Genomic DNA, 18788 nt, shown 5'->3' on the forward strand with positions numbered 1-18788 from the left:
GCTTCAGCCGTGCCGTAAGCTCCCCCGCTAACAGAAGGGCTTTAGCCCTTGAGGGTAAACCCGCAGGTCCCCTCAACAGCTAAAGCCTCCCGCTGGCTCTTCCTACAAAGAGCGCCTCTCCTCGAAGCATTCTTAAGCCGCCGTCTTCGCTTCCACCTGCTTCGGAGCCGCATTTCCAATGCCGACCTTGATCTGCTTCGGCTGCGCTTCCGATTTCTTGGCAATCTGAATCAGAAGCACACCATCCTTATAGTCGGCGCTTACTTTTTCAGCATCCGCAGTCTGCGGCAGGGTAAAGCTGCGCACAAAGCTGCCGTAACGGCGCTCAATGCGGTGGAAGTTCTCTTCCTTTTCTTCCTTCTCGAACTTGCGCTCGCCCTTCACCGTCAGGGTCTGGTTTTCCAGGCGGATGTCCAGGTCTTCCTGCTTGATGCCGGGAACGTCGAGCTTCAACACAATCTTCTGCGCGTCGTCATAAACGTCCACCGCCGGGATAAAGCTTCCCTGCGCCAGCGACTCCGTACGCCCTTCGGGAGCATGGAAGTCCTGGAAGATCGAGTTCAAGCGGTTCTGCAAAACAGCCATATCCGAGAACGGGGTCCAACGTGTGATCGTCATGATGAGTTTCCTCCTGAGATGTTGGCCGGGCGCTCCGGCCTTCACTTCATCTGACGCATACCATAGCAGAATGGATGCATAAAATGTGATACGAACACACTCATATAAAGCAGGCGGCATAAGCCATTGACAATAAAGGCAAAACGAAAGCCCCGGCCATCGCCGGGGCTTTCGCACACTACTTTCCTCAGCCTAAATCGGCCCCTGCAACCGCCGCAGACGGACCGTCAGCACCAGCATCACCGCCAGCCCTGCCAGCCCCGTCCATAGATGCGGGTTCGCCAGAAACATCCCCGGCGTCGCATCCTTCAGCCCGATCACGGGGCCCTGGCCCAGCGCAAATGCCGCGGAAATCGCCCCACCCAGCCGTTGCTGCACCATCTCCGAGACATAGTCCGTCCGGAAGGCGAACTTTTCTATCCCGATCGCACCCACAATCGGAACCACTGCCCACGCAAGCGGCATCTTTTTGGCTACGGCGGACATCAGCAGCAGCCATCCATACACCGGGGCATACCACAGGGTCATCGCGGCCAGCCCATAGAGCACCATCAACTCCATCTGGAAGAACGGCAGGTCCCTCCAGAAAACGCCCACGGGAACATGGAAGACGGCCAGCCCCACGGTCGCAATCACCGCCAGTAGAAGATGGGTCACCGCGATCAACGCAAAGGTGATGGCCGGCAGCGCCAGCAGGGGCACAGCCGCCTTGGCCAGAACCACGGTACGATCCGAGACCGGCAGCGACTTCCAGAACAGGATGCTGCGGTCCCGCCGCTCGCCATACAACGCATCCAGCGCGTAGAAGATCCCCGTCAACACGCTGGTGACTCCAACAATCACACCGGCCAGCAGAAACACCGCCGCGCCTCCCGGCTGTCCCTGGTCGGAAGCCTGAGCAAGCACCATGGCGAAGAACTTCAGCCTCACCACCGCAAAGAAAACAATCGCTGCAGCCACCACCAACGGGGCCAGCACCAGCGACCGGTGCTCCCAGAACTCCCGCCGCAGCGACCAGTAGAACGGCCGCGAAGCAGCCACACTCTTCTCCGTCTCCACCTGGGGCATTGTCATCGTCTCCGCACTCGTCATTGCACACCTCCACCAGCCGTCATCACTGCCACAAACACATCCGCAAGCCCTGGCGTCCGCAGCTCACCCAAACCAGCCGCCGTCTCCCGGTCGACTCCCTCCAGCAACAGCACCGTCCGGCCAAAGACCGTCCGCTCGGCCACCGATGTAAACTTCCGCGCCTCGGCCAGCTTCTCCGGGGCTACCATCACCTCGACATACCGGCTGTCAAAAGCCTCCATCGACGATTGGAAGACGATTCGTCCGCGCTGCAGGAACAGGACATCGGTCAGGATGTGCTGCACCTCTTCCACCTGGTGCGTCGTCACCAGAATGGTGCGCTTGTGGTCGAAGTAATCGTTCAGCAGCGTGTCATAGAACTGCTTGCGATACAGAATGTCCAGCCCCAGCGTCGGCTCGTCCAACACCAGCAGCTTCGCGTCAATGGCCATCACCAGAGCCAGATGAAGCTGCGCCGTCATACCCTTGGACAGCGATTTCACCCGCGCCCTGGCCGGTATATTTGTCTTCGCCAGAGAAGCCTGGGCCTTTGCCCGGTCAAACCGCGGATGCACCCCTGCCATAAACTCCAGCGCCTGGTCCACCCGCAGCCAGCGCGGAAGCACTGCCACATCCGCAATAAACGCCACCTGCTCCATCAGCGCATCGCGACTGGTCCACGGGTCCAGCCCCAGCACCTTCAGGTTGCCTTCCACCTGAGTCATCCCCAGAATGGCATCCAGCGTCGTGCTCTTGCCCGCGCCGTTCGGGCCAATCAGACCGACAATGCGTCCCTCAGGCACCTCCAGCTCAATGCCATCCACCGCCGGCATCTGCCCGTATCTCTTCCTCAGCCCATGTGCCTCAATTACGTTCATCGGACATCCTCCTTTGTGCGCAGTAAGTCAGCCGGGCGCAGACCCAGCCGTTCCATCCTGGCCACCACTCGTGGCCACTCCTGTTCCAGAAAACGGCTCCGCTCCAGCTCCAGAAGCTGCTCACGGGCGCCGGGCCGCAAAAACATCCCCAGGCCGCGCCGGCTCTCCACCAGCCCCTCGTCCACCAGTTCCTGGTAGGCGCGCTGTACTGTCAACGGATTGATGCGGTACTCCAGCGCCAGCGCCCGTACGGAAGGCAGCGCCTCATCCACCGCCATGCCGCCCTCCAGCAGAAGCGCGGCAACACGGTCCCGCAGCTGCCGGTAGATCGGCTGCTGGCTCTCCCACTCTTGCAAATACAGATCAGGCGGCATCAGAAAACCCTCATGGTGTATTGGTTACGTACTACACCACTACAAGGTTCCCTGAATGCAGATTATTTCTTGACGTGCGCCAACCGCCGCTCCGCCAGCTCTCCCCCAAAAACCGTGGCCGGAACCATCACAACGATCGACACCCAGGTCAGCTCCAGCGATCCGGAACGGCTGACCAGCAGCGACTCCGCCACCCCAAAGCCGCCGGTGGCGAACAGGATAATGGCCGCTCCCCAGGCCGACCGGCGCGAGCCTCCGATGACAGCCGCCAGAAAACCCGAAGCGATGGAGCAAAAGAAGCCCACCACAATGCTGGCCATCAGGTACCGCGTCGAGACACGCTGCGTAGGGTCATGGTGGGTTTTGAGGAACCACACCAGAGAGGTTGCCAGAGATATCAAATAGCCAAGGACAGCACCAACAAGGATCCGGATCATGAACTTTCTCCGTTCTTTTTCTTCTTCTACAACACAGACTAAGCAACTCCGGCCAAGCTGGCGCGCATCGTATGCAAGTTATCCTGACTTTTTCGATGCGTCCCCTTGGTTACCGGCTCGCCTACATCGGCGCCATTCTGATTGTGTTGCTCAACTCCTGGCTTGCCTACCGCTCTCTTGGCGTGTTCTCCGGCAGTCAGAGCTGGCAGACCCATACCCTTCAAACCCTGACTGCATGCGAACAGTTGCTGGCCGAAATCCGCACGGCGGAAAGTGCTGCCCGCGGTTACGTGTTGCAGGCCGACCCTATTCTGGAGAAGCAGTATAGCGACGCCGTCTCCTCCATCTGGAAGAGCTATGATGAGCTTCGCACGCAGACCCAGGACAATCCCAGCCAGCAGCAGCGCCTTCCCCTGGTGCGCGAACGCATCCAGGCCCGGCTGACAGCCATTGAAGTGGGTGTCCAGCTCCGCAAAGCACAGCCGGATGCCGCTCTCCCTCCCTCGCAGCTTGGCCTCATGATGGCCGACCAGTACAAATATGGTGGCTTTACCGTTGCCTACGCCATCAGCCAGGTTGAGGGCGAAGAGCGTCGACTGCTGGATATGCGTTCGGCGCAGGTCACCCTGGCCCGCCGCAGCGCTTACACCACCTTTGGTGTCGCTACCCTGCTGGACCTGCTGTTCCTTCTGCTCGCCTTTTATCTGCTGGGCAAGGAAGCGACGGCCCGCCAGCAGATCGCGACCCAGAGCGACGAGATCCGCAGCCTGAACGCCGACCTGGAGCAGCGCGTACAGGAACGTACGCAGGAGCTTGAGGCCTCCAACCAGGAGCTTGAGGCCTTTTCCTATTCCGTCTCGCATGATCTGCGCGCCCCGCTGCGCACCATTGACGGCTTCTCGCTGGCGCTGTACGAAGACTTTGCCGACAAGCTGGACGACGAAGGCCGCGACTATATCAACCGCGTCCGCAACGGCGTGCAGCGCATGGGGCAACTGATTGACGCCCTTCTGCAGCTCTCGCGTGTGACCCGCTCTGATCTGGTGCTGGAGACCACGGACCTGGCCGAACTGGTGCGCTCCGTGGTGGGCGATGTCCGCGCGTCAGATCCCGAGCGGGACGTCCGTTTCGAGATCCCCTCCACACCGGTGCTGGCGCAGGCGGATCCTCGGCTGCTGCGGGTGGCTTTTGAGAACCTTCTGGGCAATGCCTTCAAGTTCACCTCCAAAACTCCCGGCGCAGTCATCGAGTTCGGCAGCCTGTTGAAGGATGGACAGGCCGTCTATTTCATCCGCGACAACGGTGCGGGTTTCGATATGTACTATGTCGACCGGCTGTTTACCGCCTTCCAGCGACTGCACGGCGACCGCGACTTCAAGGGCTCCGGCATAGGCCTGGCCACTACGCTCCGCATTATCCGCCGCCACAAGGGCCGCATCTGGGCCGAGGGCAAGGAGAATGAAGGCGCTACCTTCTATTTCACCCTTGGCTCATAATCTTCAGTGAGGACAGGTTTTATTTATGACGAACACCACTAACTCGATCCTTCTGGTCGAGGATGATCCGGACCACGAAGCGCTCGCAATCCGCGCTCTGCGCAAGGCCAATGTGGCCAACCAGATCAACGTTGCACGCGACGGTGCGGAGGCGATTGACCTGATTGGCAAGTTTGAGTCCGGCGAACTGCCCATGCCGCAACTGATCCTGCTGGACCTGAAGCTGCCCAAGGTGCAGGGCCTGGATGTCCTGAAGGCCATCCGCGCCACGGAAAAGGCAGCTCTGCTGCCCGTCGTCGTCCTCACCTCTTCGGATGAAGAGCGCGACATCGTCAGCTCCTACCGCCTGGGCGTCAACAGCTACATTCGTAAGCCGGTCAATTTCACCGACTTTGCCGAGGCTACCAAGCAGCTTGGCATGTATTGGCTGCTGCTGAACCAGGTACCTCCAGTCGCATAAAGAAGACAGCGTGAACTCACCGCAGACCAACATCACGCCGCCTGTCGAAGCCCGCAGGCGGCTCCGTGTCCTCGTAGTCGAAGACTACGAGCCTGACGCCCTGTTGCTGCGCCGCCACCTGAACCGCGCCGGCTATGACCTGGAGATGCGCCGCATTGAGACGCGCGAGCAGATGCGAGAGGCCCTGCATGACGGCGCATGGGACCTGGTGATTGCCGACTACACCCTGCCGAGCTTTGGCGCGCGCGATGCCTTGGCCATGCTGCAGGCCAGCGGAATGGACCTGCCGTTCATCATCGTCTCCGGCACCATCAGTGAAGAGTCCGCCGTCAGCGCCATGCGCGCCGGAGCGCACGACTATGTCCTGAAGGGCAACCTGGAACGCCTGCTGCCCGCCATTGAACGCGAACTGGCCGATGCCGACGCCCGCCGCGAAAAGCTTCGCACGTCCGCCGAACTCAAGGCGCTGGAATCACGCTTCTCCGCCACCTTCAACCAGGCGGCCGTGGGCATGGCTCATATCTCGCTGGATGGCCGATGGATCCTGGCCAACCAGCGCCTCCGCGACATGGTTGGACAAACAGCGGAAGGGCTGGAAGCCACCGGTTTTTATGACCTGCTGCTGCCCGCCGCCGAACGCGACGAAGACCGCGAGATCGTGCTCGAAGATCTGCTGTCGCGCAAGGTTCCCAGTCTGCGGGTGGAGAAGCGGTTACGCCACCGGGACGGCCACGCCGTCGATGTGCAACTTACCATCTCGGTACTGCAGCCGGACCCCAGCGAGACCGAGTCGCTGTCGCTGGTGATTGAAGATATCTCCGCCCGCAAGGCCGATGCCCGCGAGCGCGCCGACCTGGTCAAACGGCTGATCAACTCGGAACGGCTTGCCTCCGCCGGACGCATGGCCAACACCCTGGCGCATGAGATCAATAATCCGCTGGAAGCGCTGACCAACGTGCTGTACCTGCTGCAGACCCACCAGGATCTCCCGGAAGACCTTCGCGATCTTGTCAGCATGGGTGCCCGCGAACTGGACCGTGTGGGTCACATCACACGCACCACGCTCAGCTTCTACCGCGGCAACACCAGCGCGGGCCATGCGCTCAACAAGCTGATCGGCGAGGTGCTGCAGATCTTCGCCTCGCGCGCTGAAGGTTCGCAGGTACAGATCATCACCGATCTGCACCCTTCCACCTCTGGCGCAACCTTTGCCCTGTCGCTGCGGCAGGTCTTCGCCAACCTGATCGGCAATGCGATTGAAGCGATGTCCGGCACCGGCGGGACGCTCACCATCCGCTCGCGCGAGACCCGTACCTGCGCAATTGTCACCATCGCTGACACCGGCCCAGGCATCGCTCAGGCGCATATCTCGCAGATCTTCGAGCCCTTCTTCACCACCAAGGGCGAACGCGGCACCGGCCTGGGCCTGTGGGTCACGCGTGGCATCGTGGAAGAGTCTGGCGGAACGCTTTCCCTGCGCACCAGCACGGATGCGAAGCATCGTGGAACAACGATGCGGATTGCCTTGCCTCTGAAGAGCTAAAAGTTGATAGGTGCAACCCCTCCTCCTCTAACGCCCCGCATTGTTGTCTAATTGACAACATGATTCTGAACCTTGCGCGGCGGGCGCATAACCACAACTGGGCTCTGGACCCGATCGTCCGCTCGCTGCTGGACACTGACTTCTACAAGCTGCTGATGCTGCAGTACATCTGGAAGCACTTTCGTGGTGTCCAGGTCACCTTCTCGGTGATGAATCGTCAGCCCGCGGTACGTCTGGCCGAACAGATCGACATTGATGAGCTGCGCGCGCAACTGGAACATGTCCGCGGGCTTCGCTTGAAGAAGAGCGAACTCGTATGGCTGGCCGGCAATACCTTCTACGGCGTACGCGGCATCTTCGAGCCCGCTTTCCTGGACTGGCTCGAGAACGAGTTCCAACTGCCCGACTTTGTGCTCGATGTCGTCGACGGCCAGGTGAAGCTTGAATTCTCCGGCGAGTGGGCCCAGGTCACGCTGTGGGAGATCTACGCGCTCTCCATCCTCAGCGAAATGAAGACCCGCTACGGCCTGCGCGGTCTGAATGAACTGGAGCTCGACATTCTGTATGCCCGCGCCAAGACGCGGCTGTGGGAGAAGATTGAGCGCATGCGTGGCGTCGATGGCCTGCGCATCGCAGACTTCGGCACGCGCCGTCGTCACAGTTTCCTGTGGCATGAGTATGTGGTCAACGCGATGCACTCCACGCTGGGCCCGTGCTTTACCGGCACATCCAACACCTACCTTGCCTACAAGCACGACATGGAGGCCATCGGCACCAACGCGCACGAGCTGCCCATGGCGCTGGCCGCAATGGCAAACAATGACGAAGAGCTGTTGCAGTCGCAGTACAAGGTGCTGGAGCTGTGGCAGCAGACCTACGGCGGAGCCCTGCTGGTGCTGCTGCCCGATACCTACGGCAGCACGCAGTTCTTTCGCAACGCTCCGGACTGGGTGGCCGCATGGACCGGCCTGCGCATCGACAGCAAAGATCCTTTTGCCGCTGGCGAAGAGTACATCACCTGGCTGCGGCAACGCGGGCAGGAGGTTGGCCGCAAGCGCCTGATCGCCAGCGACGGACTCGACGTGGAGGAGATTCTCGCGCTGCACCAGCGCTTCCATGGCCGAATCCGCTTCAGCGCAGGCTGGGGCACTCTGCTGACCAACGACTTCCGCGACTGCCATCCGCGCGGCGAGCAGGAACTGGAGCCGCTGGGCCTGATCTGCAAGCTGCAAACCGCGAACGGACGGCCCGCCGTGAAGCTGAGCGACAACTACCAGAAGGCTACCGGACAGGCCGAAGAGGTCGCACGCTATCGCAAAGTCTTCGGAGTGGAAGGCGTCGCCAACGTACCGGTCATTGTGTAGCGAGCCGTATCGCAGGCACCTTACTTCGCGGACTCGCAAAGGTGCCTGGATTTCCAGCTATCCACCAGCGTAGTCGGCGGCTTCGATGCATCGTGAAGAATAAGGATCAGGCCGCGACGTGCCTCTGTTCCGACAGCCGTCAGTTCCATGGGCACGCCCTCGGGAACGACAATATCGCTTCCGTTCTTTCCTATCTGTCTGCCGTCCGGTGTCTCCAGGCAGGTTTCGCCGCTCTCGGTATAAAAAGCCTCAATGCCGGAATGAAGATGCGTCTTGCTCACCATCCCCAGCTGCAGAACCGCCTCCATGTATTGCGCGGTGTAGCTTCGTCCCTTCTCCACGTTGAGAGGACCAATCTGCGTCACGCGCGTGCCCTGGGATGCCAGCATTGGCTTATCACCGATCGAGAGCAGCCAGACCTTGCCCAGCGATTCAACGACAGTTCCATGCGGACCTTTCGCCTGCTCGGCGAGTTCCTTCGTTGGGAAGACATCGATCGTCCAGTAAACGGAGCCATCGGGAACACCAAGAGGCTGGCTCGCAAGAATCCAGCAGCCGGTCTCGCCCGTCTTCTGGCTCATCGGCTTACAACTCACCAGGTCGCGTGGCTGTTGCGCTCCTGCAATGCTGAGAGCTCCGCTAAAAAACGACAGACAAATCGAAGCCCTGACAACCAGGGCAGACAGATACGTTTTGCGGATCAAAGGCGTTCACCTCGGGGGACCGTCGAAGGACACAGGAAGGATGCCATGCAGCGGGGAGCGTGCCAATCACAATCTCACGCCTCCCCACGCCGGCCTGGAATGACCGGCGTGGGAGATGCCGTTAGAAGCGGGCGCGCCCATTGCTCTCCACCTGCACCTGGGGATGCCACGTTGCCCCAACACACGCGGCACAATCACGAAGGTGCCGCGACCGGGCCGATCCGATGATCGTTTTGGTGAGCTCCGCACCCACCAACGCATCCATCGCGCTCGCGCTGCCGGACGACATGGCCAACAGACGGAGCCGGTCCACTTCTTCCACCGCCTTACCAAACGCACGTTCCAGGAAGTCATATTCAGAACAGGACATTGTTCGTTCCCCCTTGAATTGCTCCTGCACGCCTGGCTTCGTAACAGGCCGTGCATTGCGTGTTGGACTCGCTTCAGGAGGGCTTGTTGTGGCCAGAGGAAGGAAGATAGGTAGCGGCAGTCTTTCGTCCGCCAGATAGCTATCTTTTGCGCTTTGCTCTCAAAGCACTTAGTCGATAATCCTGGCGCCTCCCTGGCGTTTCAGGCGTTCAAGCCCCGTTCTCATCTGTTGCAGCTGCTCAGGCGAATGCCCCTGCCACTTCGTTACCTCGCCGACAACGCGCAGCGGATCGCGCGTGCGGTAGGAAAGCGTTGGATTACCGGGAAACTTCTTGTCCGTCAGGTTCGGGTCATCGACAATCGGTCCTGTCGGCTCCACCAGGTAGATCCTTTCGCGCCCGTCTCCCACGGCAAGCTCAGCGCCCCAGATCGCGGCATCCAGAGTGGCCGAGCAGTACACCCACGATAAGGGAGTGCCGTCTCCAAAGTTGCATCGGTAGCCTGTGACAATCAGATCGCCGTGCGCCAGATCGGCACGGGTTCCGTGGAAGAACTGCTGACGAAACATGCTTCCGGTTTCTGACATAGGTTTGCTGTGCCCCTTTTGAGGAAGTAGCGATACGACCTCGCACAGCATGAAGCAAAACCCGGGGCTTGCGGCAAGCCCCCGTCCGCCTGATAGTTTTAAGATGGGAGGGCAGTTCGGGAAGGCCTTTCCCCGCTCTCCGGCTGCGATACAACCGCCAGGTATAAAGCACCCGGTCCTCACAACATTCTTTGCGGAGATGGAGATACAGATGGCCCGAATTCGAGGCTACATTGCCTCAAGCCTGGACGACTACATCGCAGATCAAGACGGAAGTCTCGACTGGCTCTTCAAGTATGACGGTATGGATCTGGGCGAGCATGACTATCGCTTATTTGCCGAATCGATTCGTACCGTAGTCATGGGTCGCGATACGTACGATTTCATTGCCGCCCAGCCCGCCCCCTGGGCCTATGAGGGGAAGCGGGTCATCGTCGTAACCTCCCGTCCAATCTCCTCTCCGGCCGGCGAACTGGAGACCAGAGACAACGTGGAAGCCCTGATCGACGAGTTGAGAGCACTCAACGACGGCGACGTCTGGATGCTTGGTGGTGGCAGGCTTCAATCGGCCTTCCTGCAGAGAGGCGCACTCGATGACATTGAAATCTATGTCATGCCTGAAATTATCGGCGGAGGAACGCCCCTCTTTCCATCGACAGGCCTATGTCTCTCACCAAAACTGGCGGAGGCAAAGCCCCTGGATAAAGGGTGCGTCTACATGCGATATGTCTTTTCTTGAGTAGGGAGAGATAGCATGTCCCCAAAGTGGTGGTCATGCGCCCCGCACCTTTGGCGTTAGCCGGGTTCCCTATATCGCACGCAGCCAACTCACTGTTTGTCTTAGAAGAGAGCGGCGTTTATGAGAACTGACGAGGAACGAGGCGCACACCCGTAACGTTTTAGTAGACCGGTTCGCCCACCCATCTGCCGTCTTTGCACACCGAATATCCAGCAGACAAATGCTCCAGTGCATCATTCTCGTACATTGCTACGTAATCGTCGATAACCCAGCGATTGTTCTCGAGCACGACCGTTGCGTCACCCTGTGATTCTCCCCAGTCCTCTTTGAACGCAAGTAGAACGTCAACGCGGTTCTCCCCAATAGCTCTGCTGCCGAGAATACGAAACGACGCCGGAGTTGATGCGTCATTTGGGCCGGTGAAAAGTCCTGCCTCTCCCCACGGTATTGCAGCCTTGATCGTGCCGGCGCGAAGAATCTCTCCATAGCGTCCGAAATAATCCTTCTCACACGCACTCAGGCTATCGATCTCATGAGCAAGCCTCTTACTCATGAGCGGCATAAGTGCTTTTTTCACCCGACCGGACGGAATGCCCGCGCTGTGGTATTTGATGATGTCGGCGTAGAACATACGAACAGCTTCAAGTGCCGATGGCGCAGCATTATTGCTGACCGGGACCGGTTTGAGAACGCATGCTTCGATGCAAAATGCCAACTTCGAAGATCGAACGGAGCCAACTACAGGCTTTGCGTGACCCACGAACGGAGTGAATTGCTCCGGCTGCCCCATAGAGAACACGGCAGTGAGCGTGTACTGGCCAGGTTGGCTGAATGCAAACCCTGTCCCATCTTTCAGCGAAATTACTCTCTCTGCCTTGACCCCGTTGTACTGTTCGAGCACCTTGAAGTCAGAGGATGAATAGGATCTGGCGCGATCTGATGCTTTGGTCTGCCACGGCACTTCATTGCCGTCAGGTCCTGCTAATTTGAATCGGACAAACTCATTGTTTTGCAAGGGGGCCACCAGCAGTGGTTGTTCAAATCGGCTGTAAAGCTCAAGCCCGATGACAACGGGTTCGCCCACCCAGAAGAGCTGTTTCGCAGGATTCGTATAGAAGTACAGCTCGGGGGTACTGGCAAGCACCAGTGGTACCTGATTCGGCTTGCTACGTGAACACCCAATAGATATTGAGAGCACGGATACCGATACCATCCAGCCGACGAGCTTGCGCATGTGGGCTTAGACACCATGAAGCGGGTTTTTGATCCTGATTGCCGATTAGATGAAGGCTTTGGCCTGAGACAGGCCGGATTAGTAACGATATGTCGGCTTATCGCACCTAACCCACCATCCACATGCCAAGCCCGCTATGGCTCTTAGTCGACTTATCGCCCCAGCCGATATCTGCCATCCAAACAATCCGTTGGACACACTGCATGGACAGCGGCAGCCTCTTCGTATGAAGCACCTGCGCATCGGCATTCTCGGCGACTTCAGTGAAGCGAACCCAACCCATCTGGCCACCAACTATGGACTGCAGCATGCCGCGTCCCATCTCGGCTGCATTGTGGAGCCTGTGTGGCTTGCGACCGATCAGTCGCACGATCTCGCGGCGTATGACGCACTGTTCTGCTCGCCCGGAAGTCCGTACCGCAGCCTGCAGGGCGCGCTCAACGGGGTCCGCTATGCACGCGAACACAACGTTCCTATGATCGGCACCTGCGGCGGCTTTCAGCACATACTTCTGGAATACGCACGCAATATCCTGCACGTTGAAGACGCCGCCCACGCGGAGAGCGATCCGTATGCCTCGCGGCTTGTCATTACTCCGCTCTCCTGCTCGCTGGCCGGCAAAACCATGGAGGTCAGCTTCCAGCCCGGCACACTGGCCGCGGCCGCTTACGGCGCCGGCGCAGCCGAAGAGAACTTCTACTGCAACTTCGGCCTGAACCCGGAGTACGAGCCACAGCTCGAAGCCGCCGGCCTGCGTATTTCCGGCCGCGACCAGCTCAACGAAGCCCGTGTCGTCGAACTGCCCACGCACCCGTTCTACGTGGGCACCCTCTTTGTGCCGCAGGCGCGTTCCACGCCGCAAAACGCACACCCGCTGCTGGTGGCCTATCTGCAGGCCGCCGCACAGCGGGTGATCTAGGAGGGATTGCCGGTCGCTGGCAGCCATGGTTTCCGAGGCCATTGGCTAGCAGCATGGTGGGGTGCCGATTTTGCGCGGCATCTCTGCGCGCCCTCGGCCGCCAGCAACCGGCAGCTTAGTGCATCACGCTGGACGAAACGCCCATCGTGCGCATCATGGTTTCAACCGTCAACTGCTGTGCCGCCTGCTGGCACATCTTGACGGCCTGTAGAAAGGCCTCCGGCGCAAGGCGCACCGTAACCGAACCGACGGACAGATGCACGGTGCCACAGCCGCACAGGCTCACTCCGCCCAGGCCCTCGAGCTCGGCCAGCATCAGGCGCTCTTCACTCGCGGAACAGGCCATGGCTACACTCCTCGCTTGGCGTAGTACTCCGCCACCTGGCGAAGGTTGAACTCAAACGGAATATGTTCGTTGCCGGGAATCGACAGGACCGTCCCGTGCGTGTTGGTCCCTTCGGCGGCGAACTGCAGATAGCTGGGCAGGTTCAGGCGCGGGCTGGTGCGTGCATCCTCGGTCATCTCGCCGCCAGCCTTCTCCGTCAGCCGGATGAAGTCGCCCACGCGCAGCACATAGCTGCCAATGGTGACGCGCTTGCCGTTCACCAGCACATGCCCGTGGCTTACCAGTTGCCGGGCCTGCGCGATGGACCGCGCAAAGCCGAGACGGAAGACCACGTTGTCCAGCCGGCGCTCCAGAAGGCCCACCAGCGCCTCAGCCCAGTTGCCGCCCTGCTGCACGCGCTTGGCCACGCGCACAAAGCGGCGAAGCTGTTCCTCGCGCAGGCCGTAATGGAAGATCAGCTTCTGCTTCTCCCGCAGTTGCGCTCCAAACTCTGAGATCTTGTGTTTGCGGTCGCGCCCGTGCTGTCCGGGCGGATAGTTCCGCTTCTCCAGGGCTCCGGGCTTGCCCAGCCCAGGCAGCTCCAGTCCTAATGCCCGCTGCATCTTCCACTTTGTCCGATGGCTCATGTCCTTGAGGACCCTCCTGGCTTGCGAATCAATCGCTGAATTGCTTCCGGGCCCTCACCCTTCGGCAAACTCAGACTAATAAAGTCCTATATCGCTGGCGACCCCCATGCAGCGAACGCACAAAATGCGTCTTCGAAACGCGAAAAAGCCCCCTTGAAGGGGGCTTTTCGTGCACCGGAATGCGCTTATTTGCCGCTTTGACTAGCCCTGATGAAGGCGGCCGTGTCGTCGTGGAAGCTCTTCATCACCGATTCGTTCAGGTAGACCATGTGGCCGGACTCGTAGAAGTGGTAGCTGATGTTCTTCTGGAGAGCGGCGGGAATCTGCAGGTGCTTCATCTCGTAAGTCGCTCCAAAATAAAGCGTTCCCAGGTCAAAATAGCCGCCCAACAGCATCACCTTCATCTTCGGGTTGCCCTTCATGCAGCTGGCCAGGTCGGTCATCACATTCGCTGGCCGGCCATAGGTCTTGCGGAAATCCCAGTCAAAGCCAGGGTCGCCATACACGCCAGGCTTGTAGGTCTGCTGGTCACCATACTTCAACGTCTCGCGGGTGTAGCTGTTGATGGCCGTGGTGTAGGCGGAGGTGACGGCCTGCCCCTGCGGGTCGTAGTCCGCTTCCGAGGAAAGCGGGTCCATGTCCGGAGCAGCGTAGCGCGAGTCCAGGCGGCCGGTGGTCAGCCCGTCGGTGAGCTGCAACTGCTTGGAGAAGCCGCCGCCGTTGACGCGGAGATCGGCGCGCAGAAGGTATTCGACCGTCAGCCCGGTGTAGCCGTGCAGCTTCTCGGCGATGGCTTTTCTGTCGGCGTCAGTGAGGTCTGCCCCCCTGGCCAGCGCCAGAAGATAATCATTGGCGGCGAAGTGCTCCACTTCGCGGAGGAAGGGTTCGAGCGCTGCGGGCTGGGTGGGCAGCTTGTGGTGGTAATACGCCGTTGCGGCCATGCTGGGCAGCGAAAGCACGTAGGCCATGTCGCCGCCGGGAGAGGAGCGCGAGCCATCGGCGGAGTCAGAGAAGTTCAGGATCTGGCTCAGAAGGATGACACCGTTCAGGTCGACGCCGTCGTTCTGCAGCATGCTCGCCAGAGCGGCAGAGCGGGTGGTGCCGTAGCTCTCACCGAACAGGTACTTGGGCGAGTTCCAGCGGGAATACTTGGTCAGGAAGCGGCGGATGAAGCGATCAAAGGCGTGCGCATCCTGGTCGATGCCCCAGAAGGCCTTCTCCTTGTCCTTGCCGAAGATGCGGCTGAAGCCGGCGCCCGGCATATCAATGAAAACGACATCGGAGACATCCAGGAGAGAGTAGGCGTTGTCCGCAATTTTGTACGGCGCGGCGGGGTCGTGCTTCGTGTCGGTGGTGATGACGCGCTTCGGCCCGAACGACCCCATGTGCAGCCACATGGTGGAACTGCCCGGGCCGCCGTTGTAGAGGAAGGTGACGGGGCGGTCTTCTGCTTTGGCGCCCTTCTTGAAGTAGGCCGTGTAGAAAATGCGCGCCGTCGCCGGGGCTTCTTCCGGCTTATCGAGGCTGATATGCGCCTCCGGCAGCCAGCTGCCATCGAGCGAGATCTGCGCATCGTGAGCGTCATCCGAAGCGACGGTCAGGGTTCCGGCAACCGCCTTGTACGCAATGCCGTTCACGGTGCCTTCGGTCTCCGAGTCGGGCTTGGGAATTGCGGGCATGGCCGCGGCGGGTGCGGGTGCGGGGACTTTAGGGGATTCGTCCTGTTTCTGCGCGAAGAGAGGGAGTGCCAGGGCCGCGAGCATGGCGACCGGTGCCAGAGTATTCTTCATCCCTTAACTACCGCACGGTCTGCTGGGCTTCGCAACCTGAAAAAAGAGGCCCTACTTGCGCAGGGCCTTCGCTCAAGGATTTGGTGGCGCCTGACTTGTTCGCTGGCGCTTAGGCTTGCCGACCAGACCTGCCTCCGCCGGCTCTCCCTAAAGGACCGGAATCTGCATCGTCAGCCAGCCTAATTGCCCCGAACAACGGAACCGTACAACATATTGTGTTGCCGATGCGGGCAAGTCAAGAGAAATCTCATTAATCTTGGAACGAATTCGCGGCGCGAACCGTATCCTTCCATCACTATGAAGACCTCGCTCCGCTTCGCCATCCTGCTGCCCGTCTCCGCTCTGCTGCTCTCCGGCTGCCGTGTCTCTTCCACGGGCGAGTCCGGCAACAAGGATGTGCGTGTGGCGACTCCCTTTGGCGGCATGCAGGTAAAGACCGATCCTGAGAAGGTGGTCAGCGGGCTTGGCCTGCCGGTTTATCCCGGAGCCATCCTGGACCAGAAACACAAGGACGGCAAGGACGAGCCTGACGCCGCTGACCTGAACATGGGGTTTGGCGACTTCCGCATCCACATCAAGGCCGTGACCTACACCACCCCGGATTCCGCCGATAAGGTGGAGGCCTACTACCGCAAGGCGCTGGCGGAGTACGGCGACGTGATCGCCTGCAAGGACGACAAACCTGTTGGAACACCGACCCGCACCGGCCAGGGCCTGACCTGCGATGAGAAGGATGGCCATGTGAATGTGAACGGCAAGGGGACGGACACCGTGAAAGGCGACCTGAACCTGCGCGCCGGATCGAAGCAGCACCAGCACATTGTGGGCATAGAGAAGAAGGACGGCGTGACGCGCTTTGGCCTGGTGGCTCTGGACCTGCCGGGAAAGCTCAGCTTTGACAGCGATGACGACGACAAGGGGAAGAAGGAACGCGAGGCGAACTAGGCGTTTCTATTGCGTGCGACCTTTCGTTTGCACGCGGATTAAGCAATAGCCTTCAAGCCACCGAAAGCTAGCGCTGGATCGAAGGGCTTTAGCCCCGGGCTTCCTCGAAACGGCCCGGGGCTAAAGCCCTTTTCCAGTCCGGGACATTTTCGTGGGGCTCAGCTCCTGGTCATGCCCGGCAAGCAACAGGGGCGGTACATCTCCGTCCGTTTCTGAAAAATGGCGTACTTCCTCTTACCGAGCTTTGGGAGAATACGACTCGCGACGGCGCAGTGAATTCTTCCCGCAGGCGATGGGAGCGTGTAGAGTGCGGCCATGCGCCGACTTCTCCTTCTGCTGCTGGCCGCTGCCTCTTTCTCCTGCCGCATCCATGCCCAGGCTCCCGCGGAACAGGGCGAGTTCACGCTCTACAAGTTCGCTGCGCCGATCGGCAAGGAGACGTACTCCCTTGCCTCCGCGGGCGGCAAACTGACGCTGACCTCCGATTTCCTGTTCACGGACCGAGGGACACCGGTGCCGCTGAAGGCTGTCTTTACCGCGACGCCCACGCTGGAACCACTGACGCTGTCGCTGGATGGCCAGTCGTCGCGGCTGAGTCCGCTGAAGGGTGAGTTCTCGCTCCGTAACGGCACGCTGACGCGCGACGGCAAGGCGATGCCCGCGCCGGAGGGAACCTTCCTGATTGACGGCTACTCGCCCGTCGCCATGCAGCAGATGCTGATGCGCTACTGGCTGTCGCACGGAAAGCCGGCAAAGATTCCTACGCCCAGCGGAACGGTGCATGTGGAGCCGGCGGGCGAGCTGACGGTTCAGGGGACGGTGCTGCACGGCTATGTGCTGAGCGGGCTGATCTGGGGTGTGGAGACGTTGTGGATGGACCCGTCGCAGCAGCTTGTGGCCCTGGTCTCCACCGATGCCGAGTTTGACCACTTTGAGGCGGTGCGCGCGCGCTTCGCCCCACAGGTGGATGTGTTCATCCGGCAGGCGGCGAAGAACTCGCTGGAGGCGCTGGCCGCGCTGACGGCAAAGGCAAAGCAGGCAGCGCCGAAAGACCTGGTGGTGAACCACGTCACGCTGATTGACGGCACAGGCAAGCCGGCGGTGCGGGACGCAACGGTCTATGTACGCGAGGGGAAGATCGCTGGCATCTCAAGCGCCGCGAAGCCCCTGATTCCGGTGGGGGCGACCGTTCTTGACGGCACCGGCAAGTACCTGATCCCAGGCCTGTGGGACATGCATGCGCACTATGAGCAGGTGGAGTGGGGGCCGATTTACCTGGCGGCCGGGGTCACCACCGTCCGCGACTGCGGCAATGAGTTCGACTACATCACCACGGTGAGCGACACCATCGCCGCGGGCAAAGGCATTGGCCCGCGTGTGCTGATTGCGGGCATTGTGGACTCCCCCGGCAAGATGACGGTCGGCGCGGTCACCGCCTCCACGGCGGAGGAGGCGATTGCCGTCGTGGACCGCTACAAGCGCGCCGGAGCGCTGCAGATCAAGATTTACTCGTCTTTGAAGCCGGAGCTGGTTCCCGTCATCGCGAAGGAAGCGCACCGGCTGGGCATGACGGTGACGGGCCATATCCCGAACGGCATGACGACCGAGCAGGCGTTGGAGGCGGGGTTCGACCAGGTCAACCACATCCAGTACCCGGTGCGTGACCTGTTGCATTTCAAGTCATCGAAAGACCTGCCGTCGAGTTTCGATTTCTCGACACAAGACGCCAGGCGGCAGATTGCGCTGTACCGGCAGCACAACACCGTGTTTGACGACACGATTGCTCTGTATGAGGAGATCTATCACTCCGCTGCGACGCCCTACGTACAGCTTGAGCCGGGGTCGGCCAGGGTGGCACCACAACTGCGTGAGGCGCTGGATGCTCCGGGACAGCCGGCGGGTGCGCCGGGGTTGAAGCTGTACGACGCCATGGTGGCGACGCTGCGCGAGCTCCACAAAGACGGTCTGACGATCGTGGCCGGAACCGACCAGGCGATTCCCGGCTACTCCCTGCACCGGGAGCTGGAGATTTACGTGGAGCAGGCAGGCTTTACACCGATGGAGGCTCTGCAGGCGGCCACCATTGTTCCAGCTCGGGTGATGGGGCTGGAGAAGACGCTAGGCACGGTTGAGGTGGGCAAGCAGGCGGATATGGTGCTGCTGGAGGCGAACCCACTGGACGATATCCATAACACCCGGAAGATTGCGAAAACCATCCGTGGAGGTGCGGTGTACGATCCCGCACCGTTGTGGCAGGCGGTGGATTTTGAGCCGTAGCCGCTCATCGCA

20 protein-coding genes are annotated in these 18788 nt (G+C 60.5%); 8 read left to right on the forward strand and 12 right to left on the reverse strand.

What is annotated here, in order from left to right; genetic code table 11:
• Nucleotides 1–132 precede the first annotated feature (132 nt).
• The 5 genes from OHL13_RS12380 to OHL13_RS12400 form a co-directional block, all read right to left on the reverse strand.
• Nucleotides 133–618: an Hsp20/alpha crystallin family protein gene (locus OHL13_RS12380; protein WP_263410432.1), complete on the reverse strand. Its 486-nt coding sequence runs from the start codon at nt 616–618 to the stop codon at nt 133–135.
• Nucleotides 619–810: 192 nt separating this feature from the next.
• Nucleotides 811–1710, reverse strand: coding sequence for an ABC transporter permease (locus OHL13_RS12385; RefSeq protein ID WP_263410433.1), 900 nt, complete (start codon nt 1708–1710; stop codon nt 811–813).
• Complete coding sequence (locus tag OHL13_RS12390) at nt 1707–2567, reverse strand: ABC transporter ATP-binding protein (RefSeq protein ID WP_263410434.1); 861 nt, start codon at nt 2565–2567, stop codon at nt 1707–1709. Before OHL13_RS12390 ends, OHL13_RS12385 begins: the two co-directional genes overlap by 4 nt.
• Complete coding sequence (locus OHL13_RS12395) at nt 2564–2941, reverse strand: GntR family transcriptional regulator (RefSeq protein WP_263410435.1); 378 nt, start codon at nt 2939–2941, stop codon at nt 2564–2566. The genes OHL13_RS12390 and OHL13_RS12395 overlap by 4 nt, the downstream gene beginning before the upstream one ends.
• Nucleotides 2942–3003: 62 nt before the next feature.
• The gene (locus tag OHL13_RS12400; protein WP_263410436.1) at nt 3004–3378 is read right to left on the reverse strand and encodes a hypothetical protein; all 375 of its coding nucleotides are present in this window, start codon (nt 3376–3378) and stop codon (nt 3004–3006) included.
• Nucleotides 3379–3473: 95 nt separating this feature from the next.
• On the opposite strand from OHL13_RS12400, the gene OHL13_RS12405 reads away from it, so the two are divergent.
• The 4 genes from OHL13_RS12405 to OHL13_RS12420 are packed head-to-tail and all read left to right on the forward strand — an operon-like array spanning nt 3474 to nt 8241.
• Nucleotides 3474–4874: a sensor histidine kinase gene (locus tag OHL13_RS12405; RefSeq protein WP_263410437.1), complete on the forward strand. Its 1401-nt coding sequence runs from the start codon at nt 3474–3476 to the stop codon at nt 4872–4874.
• 25 nt (nt 4875–4899) lie between these two features.
• Nucleotides 4900–5334 (forward strand): response regulator, encoded by a 435-nt coding sequence (locus tag OHL13_RS12410; RefSeq protein ID WP_263410438.1) that lies wholly within the window; start codon nt 4900–4902, stop codon nt 5332–5334.
• A 10-nt stretch (nt 5335–5344) separates the two neighbouring features.
• On the forward strand, nt 5345–6877 hold the full coding sequence (locus OHL13_RS12415) for a hybrid sensor histidine kinase/response regulator (protein ID WP_263410439.1): 1533 nt from the start codon (nt 5345–5347) through the stop codon (nt 6875–6877).
• Nucleotides 6878–6936: 59 nt separating this feature from the next.
• On the forward strand, nt 6937–8241 hold the full coding sequence (locus OHL13_RS12420) for a nicotinate phosphoribosyltransferase (RefSeq protein ID WP_263410440.1): 1305 nt from the start codon (nt 6937–6939) through the stop codon (nt 8239–8241).
• 20 nt (nt 8242–8261) lie between these two features.
• Here OHL13_RS12420 and OHL13_RS12425 read toward each other — a convergent pair whose 3' ends face one another.
• From OHL13_RS12425 to arr, 3 genes are all read right to left on the reverse strand, one after another.
• Complete coding sequence (locus tag OHL13_RS12425) at nt 8262–8822, reverse strand: hypothetical protein (protein ID WP_263410441.1); 561 nt, start codon at nt 8820–8822, stop codon at nt 8262–8264.
• A 244-nt stretch (nt 8823–9066) separates the two neighbouring features.
• On the reverse strand, nt 9067–9315 hold the full coding sequence (locus tag OHL13_RS12430) for a hypothetical protein (protein ID WP_263410442.1): 249 nt from the start codon (nt 9313–9315) through the stop codon (nt 9067–9069).
• A 168-nt stretch (nt 9316–9483) separates the two neighbouring features.
• On the reverse strand, nt 9484–9900 hold the full coding sequence (gene arr, locus OHL13_RS12435) for an NAD(+)--rifampin ADP-ribosyltransferase (RefSeq protein ID WP_399255709.1): 417 nt from the start codon (nt 9898–9900) through the stop codon (nt 9484–9486).
• A gap of 211 nt (nt 9901–10111) precedes the next feature.
• Here arr and OHL13_RS12440 point away from each other — a divergent pair, with 211 nt between their 5' ends.
• Nucleotides 10112–10639, forward strand: a complete 528-nt coding sequence (locus tag OHL13_RS12440) for a dihydrofolate reductase family protein (protein WP_263410444.1) — start codon at nt 10112–10114, stop codon at nt 10637–10639.
• A gap of 160 nt (nt 10640–10799) precedes the next feature.
• Here OHL13_RS12440 and OHL13_RS12445 read toward each other — a convergent pair whose 3' ends face one another.
• Entirely contained in the window at nt 10800–11873 is a 1074-nt protein-coding gene (locus OHL13_RS12445; RefSeq protein WP_263410445.1) for a hypothetical protein, read from the reverse strand.
• A 226-nt stretch (nt 11874–12099) separates the two neighbouring features.
• Here OHL13_RS12445 and OHL13_RS12450 point away from each other — a divergent pair, with 226 nt between their 5' ends.
• Nucleotides 12100–12792: a CTP synthase C-terminal region-related (seleno)protein gene (locus tag OHL13_RS12450; protein ID WP_263410446.1), complete on the forward strand. Its 693-nt coding sequence runs from the start codon at nt 12100–12102 to the stop codon at nt 12790–12792.
• Between the two features lie 115 nt (nt 12793–12907).
• On the opposite strand, the gene OHL13_RS12455 is transcribed toward OHL13_RS12450, so the two are convergent.
• From OHL13_RS12455 to OHL13_RS12465, 3 genes are all read right to left on the reverse strand, one after another.
• Nucleotides 12908–13138: a hypothetical protein gene (locus OHL13_RS12455; protein ID WP_263410447.1), complete on the reverse strand. Its 231-nt coding sequence runs from the start codon at nt 13136–13138 to the stop codon at nt 12908–12910.
• Nucleotides 13139–13140: 2 nt separating this feature from the next.
• Nucleotides 13141–13764: a 30S ribosomal protein S4 gene (gene rpsD, locus OHL13_RS12460; protein WP_263410448.1), complete on the reverse strand. Its 624-nt coding sequence runs from the start codon at nt 13762–13764 to the stop codon at nt 13141–13143.
• Between the two features lie 185 nt (nt 13765–13949).
• Complete coding sequence (locus OHL13_RS12465) at nt 13950–15554, reverse strand: S10 family peptidase (protein ID WP_263410449.1); 1605 nt, start codon at nt 15552–15554, stop codon at nt 13950–13952.
• 297 nt (nt 15555–15851) lie between these two features.
• Between OHL13_RS12465 and OHL13_RS12470 the strand changes: the two genes are divergently transcribed.
• Together OHL13_RS12470 and OHL13_RS12475 are read left to right on the forward strand one after the other, a co-directional pair.
• Complete coding sequence (locus OHL13_RS12470; RefSeq protein ID WP_263410450.1) at nt 15852–16499, forward strand: hypothetical protein; 648 nt, start codon at nt 15852–15854, stop codon at nt 16497–16499.
• Between the two features lie 315 nt (nt 16500–16814).
• Nucleotides 16815–18776 (forward strand): amidohydrolase family protein, encoded by a 1962-nt coding sequence (locus OHL13_RS12475; protein ID WP_263410451.1) that lies wholly within the window; start codon nt 16815–16817, stop codon nt 18774–18776.
• Nucleotides 18777–18788 lie beyond the last annotated feature (12 nt).

Origin of the sequence: Terriglobus tenax, from assembly GCF_025685395.1 — a bacterium.
GTDB classification, from domain to species: Bacteria; Acidobacteriota; Terriglobia; order Terriglobales; family Acidobacteriaceae; genus Terriglobus; species Terriglobus tenax.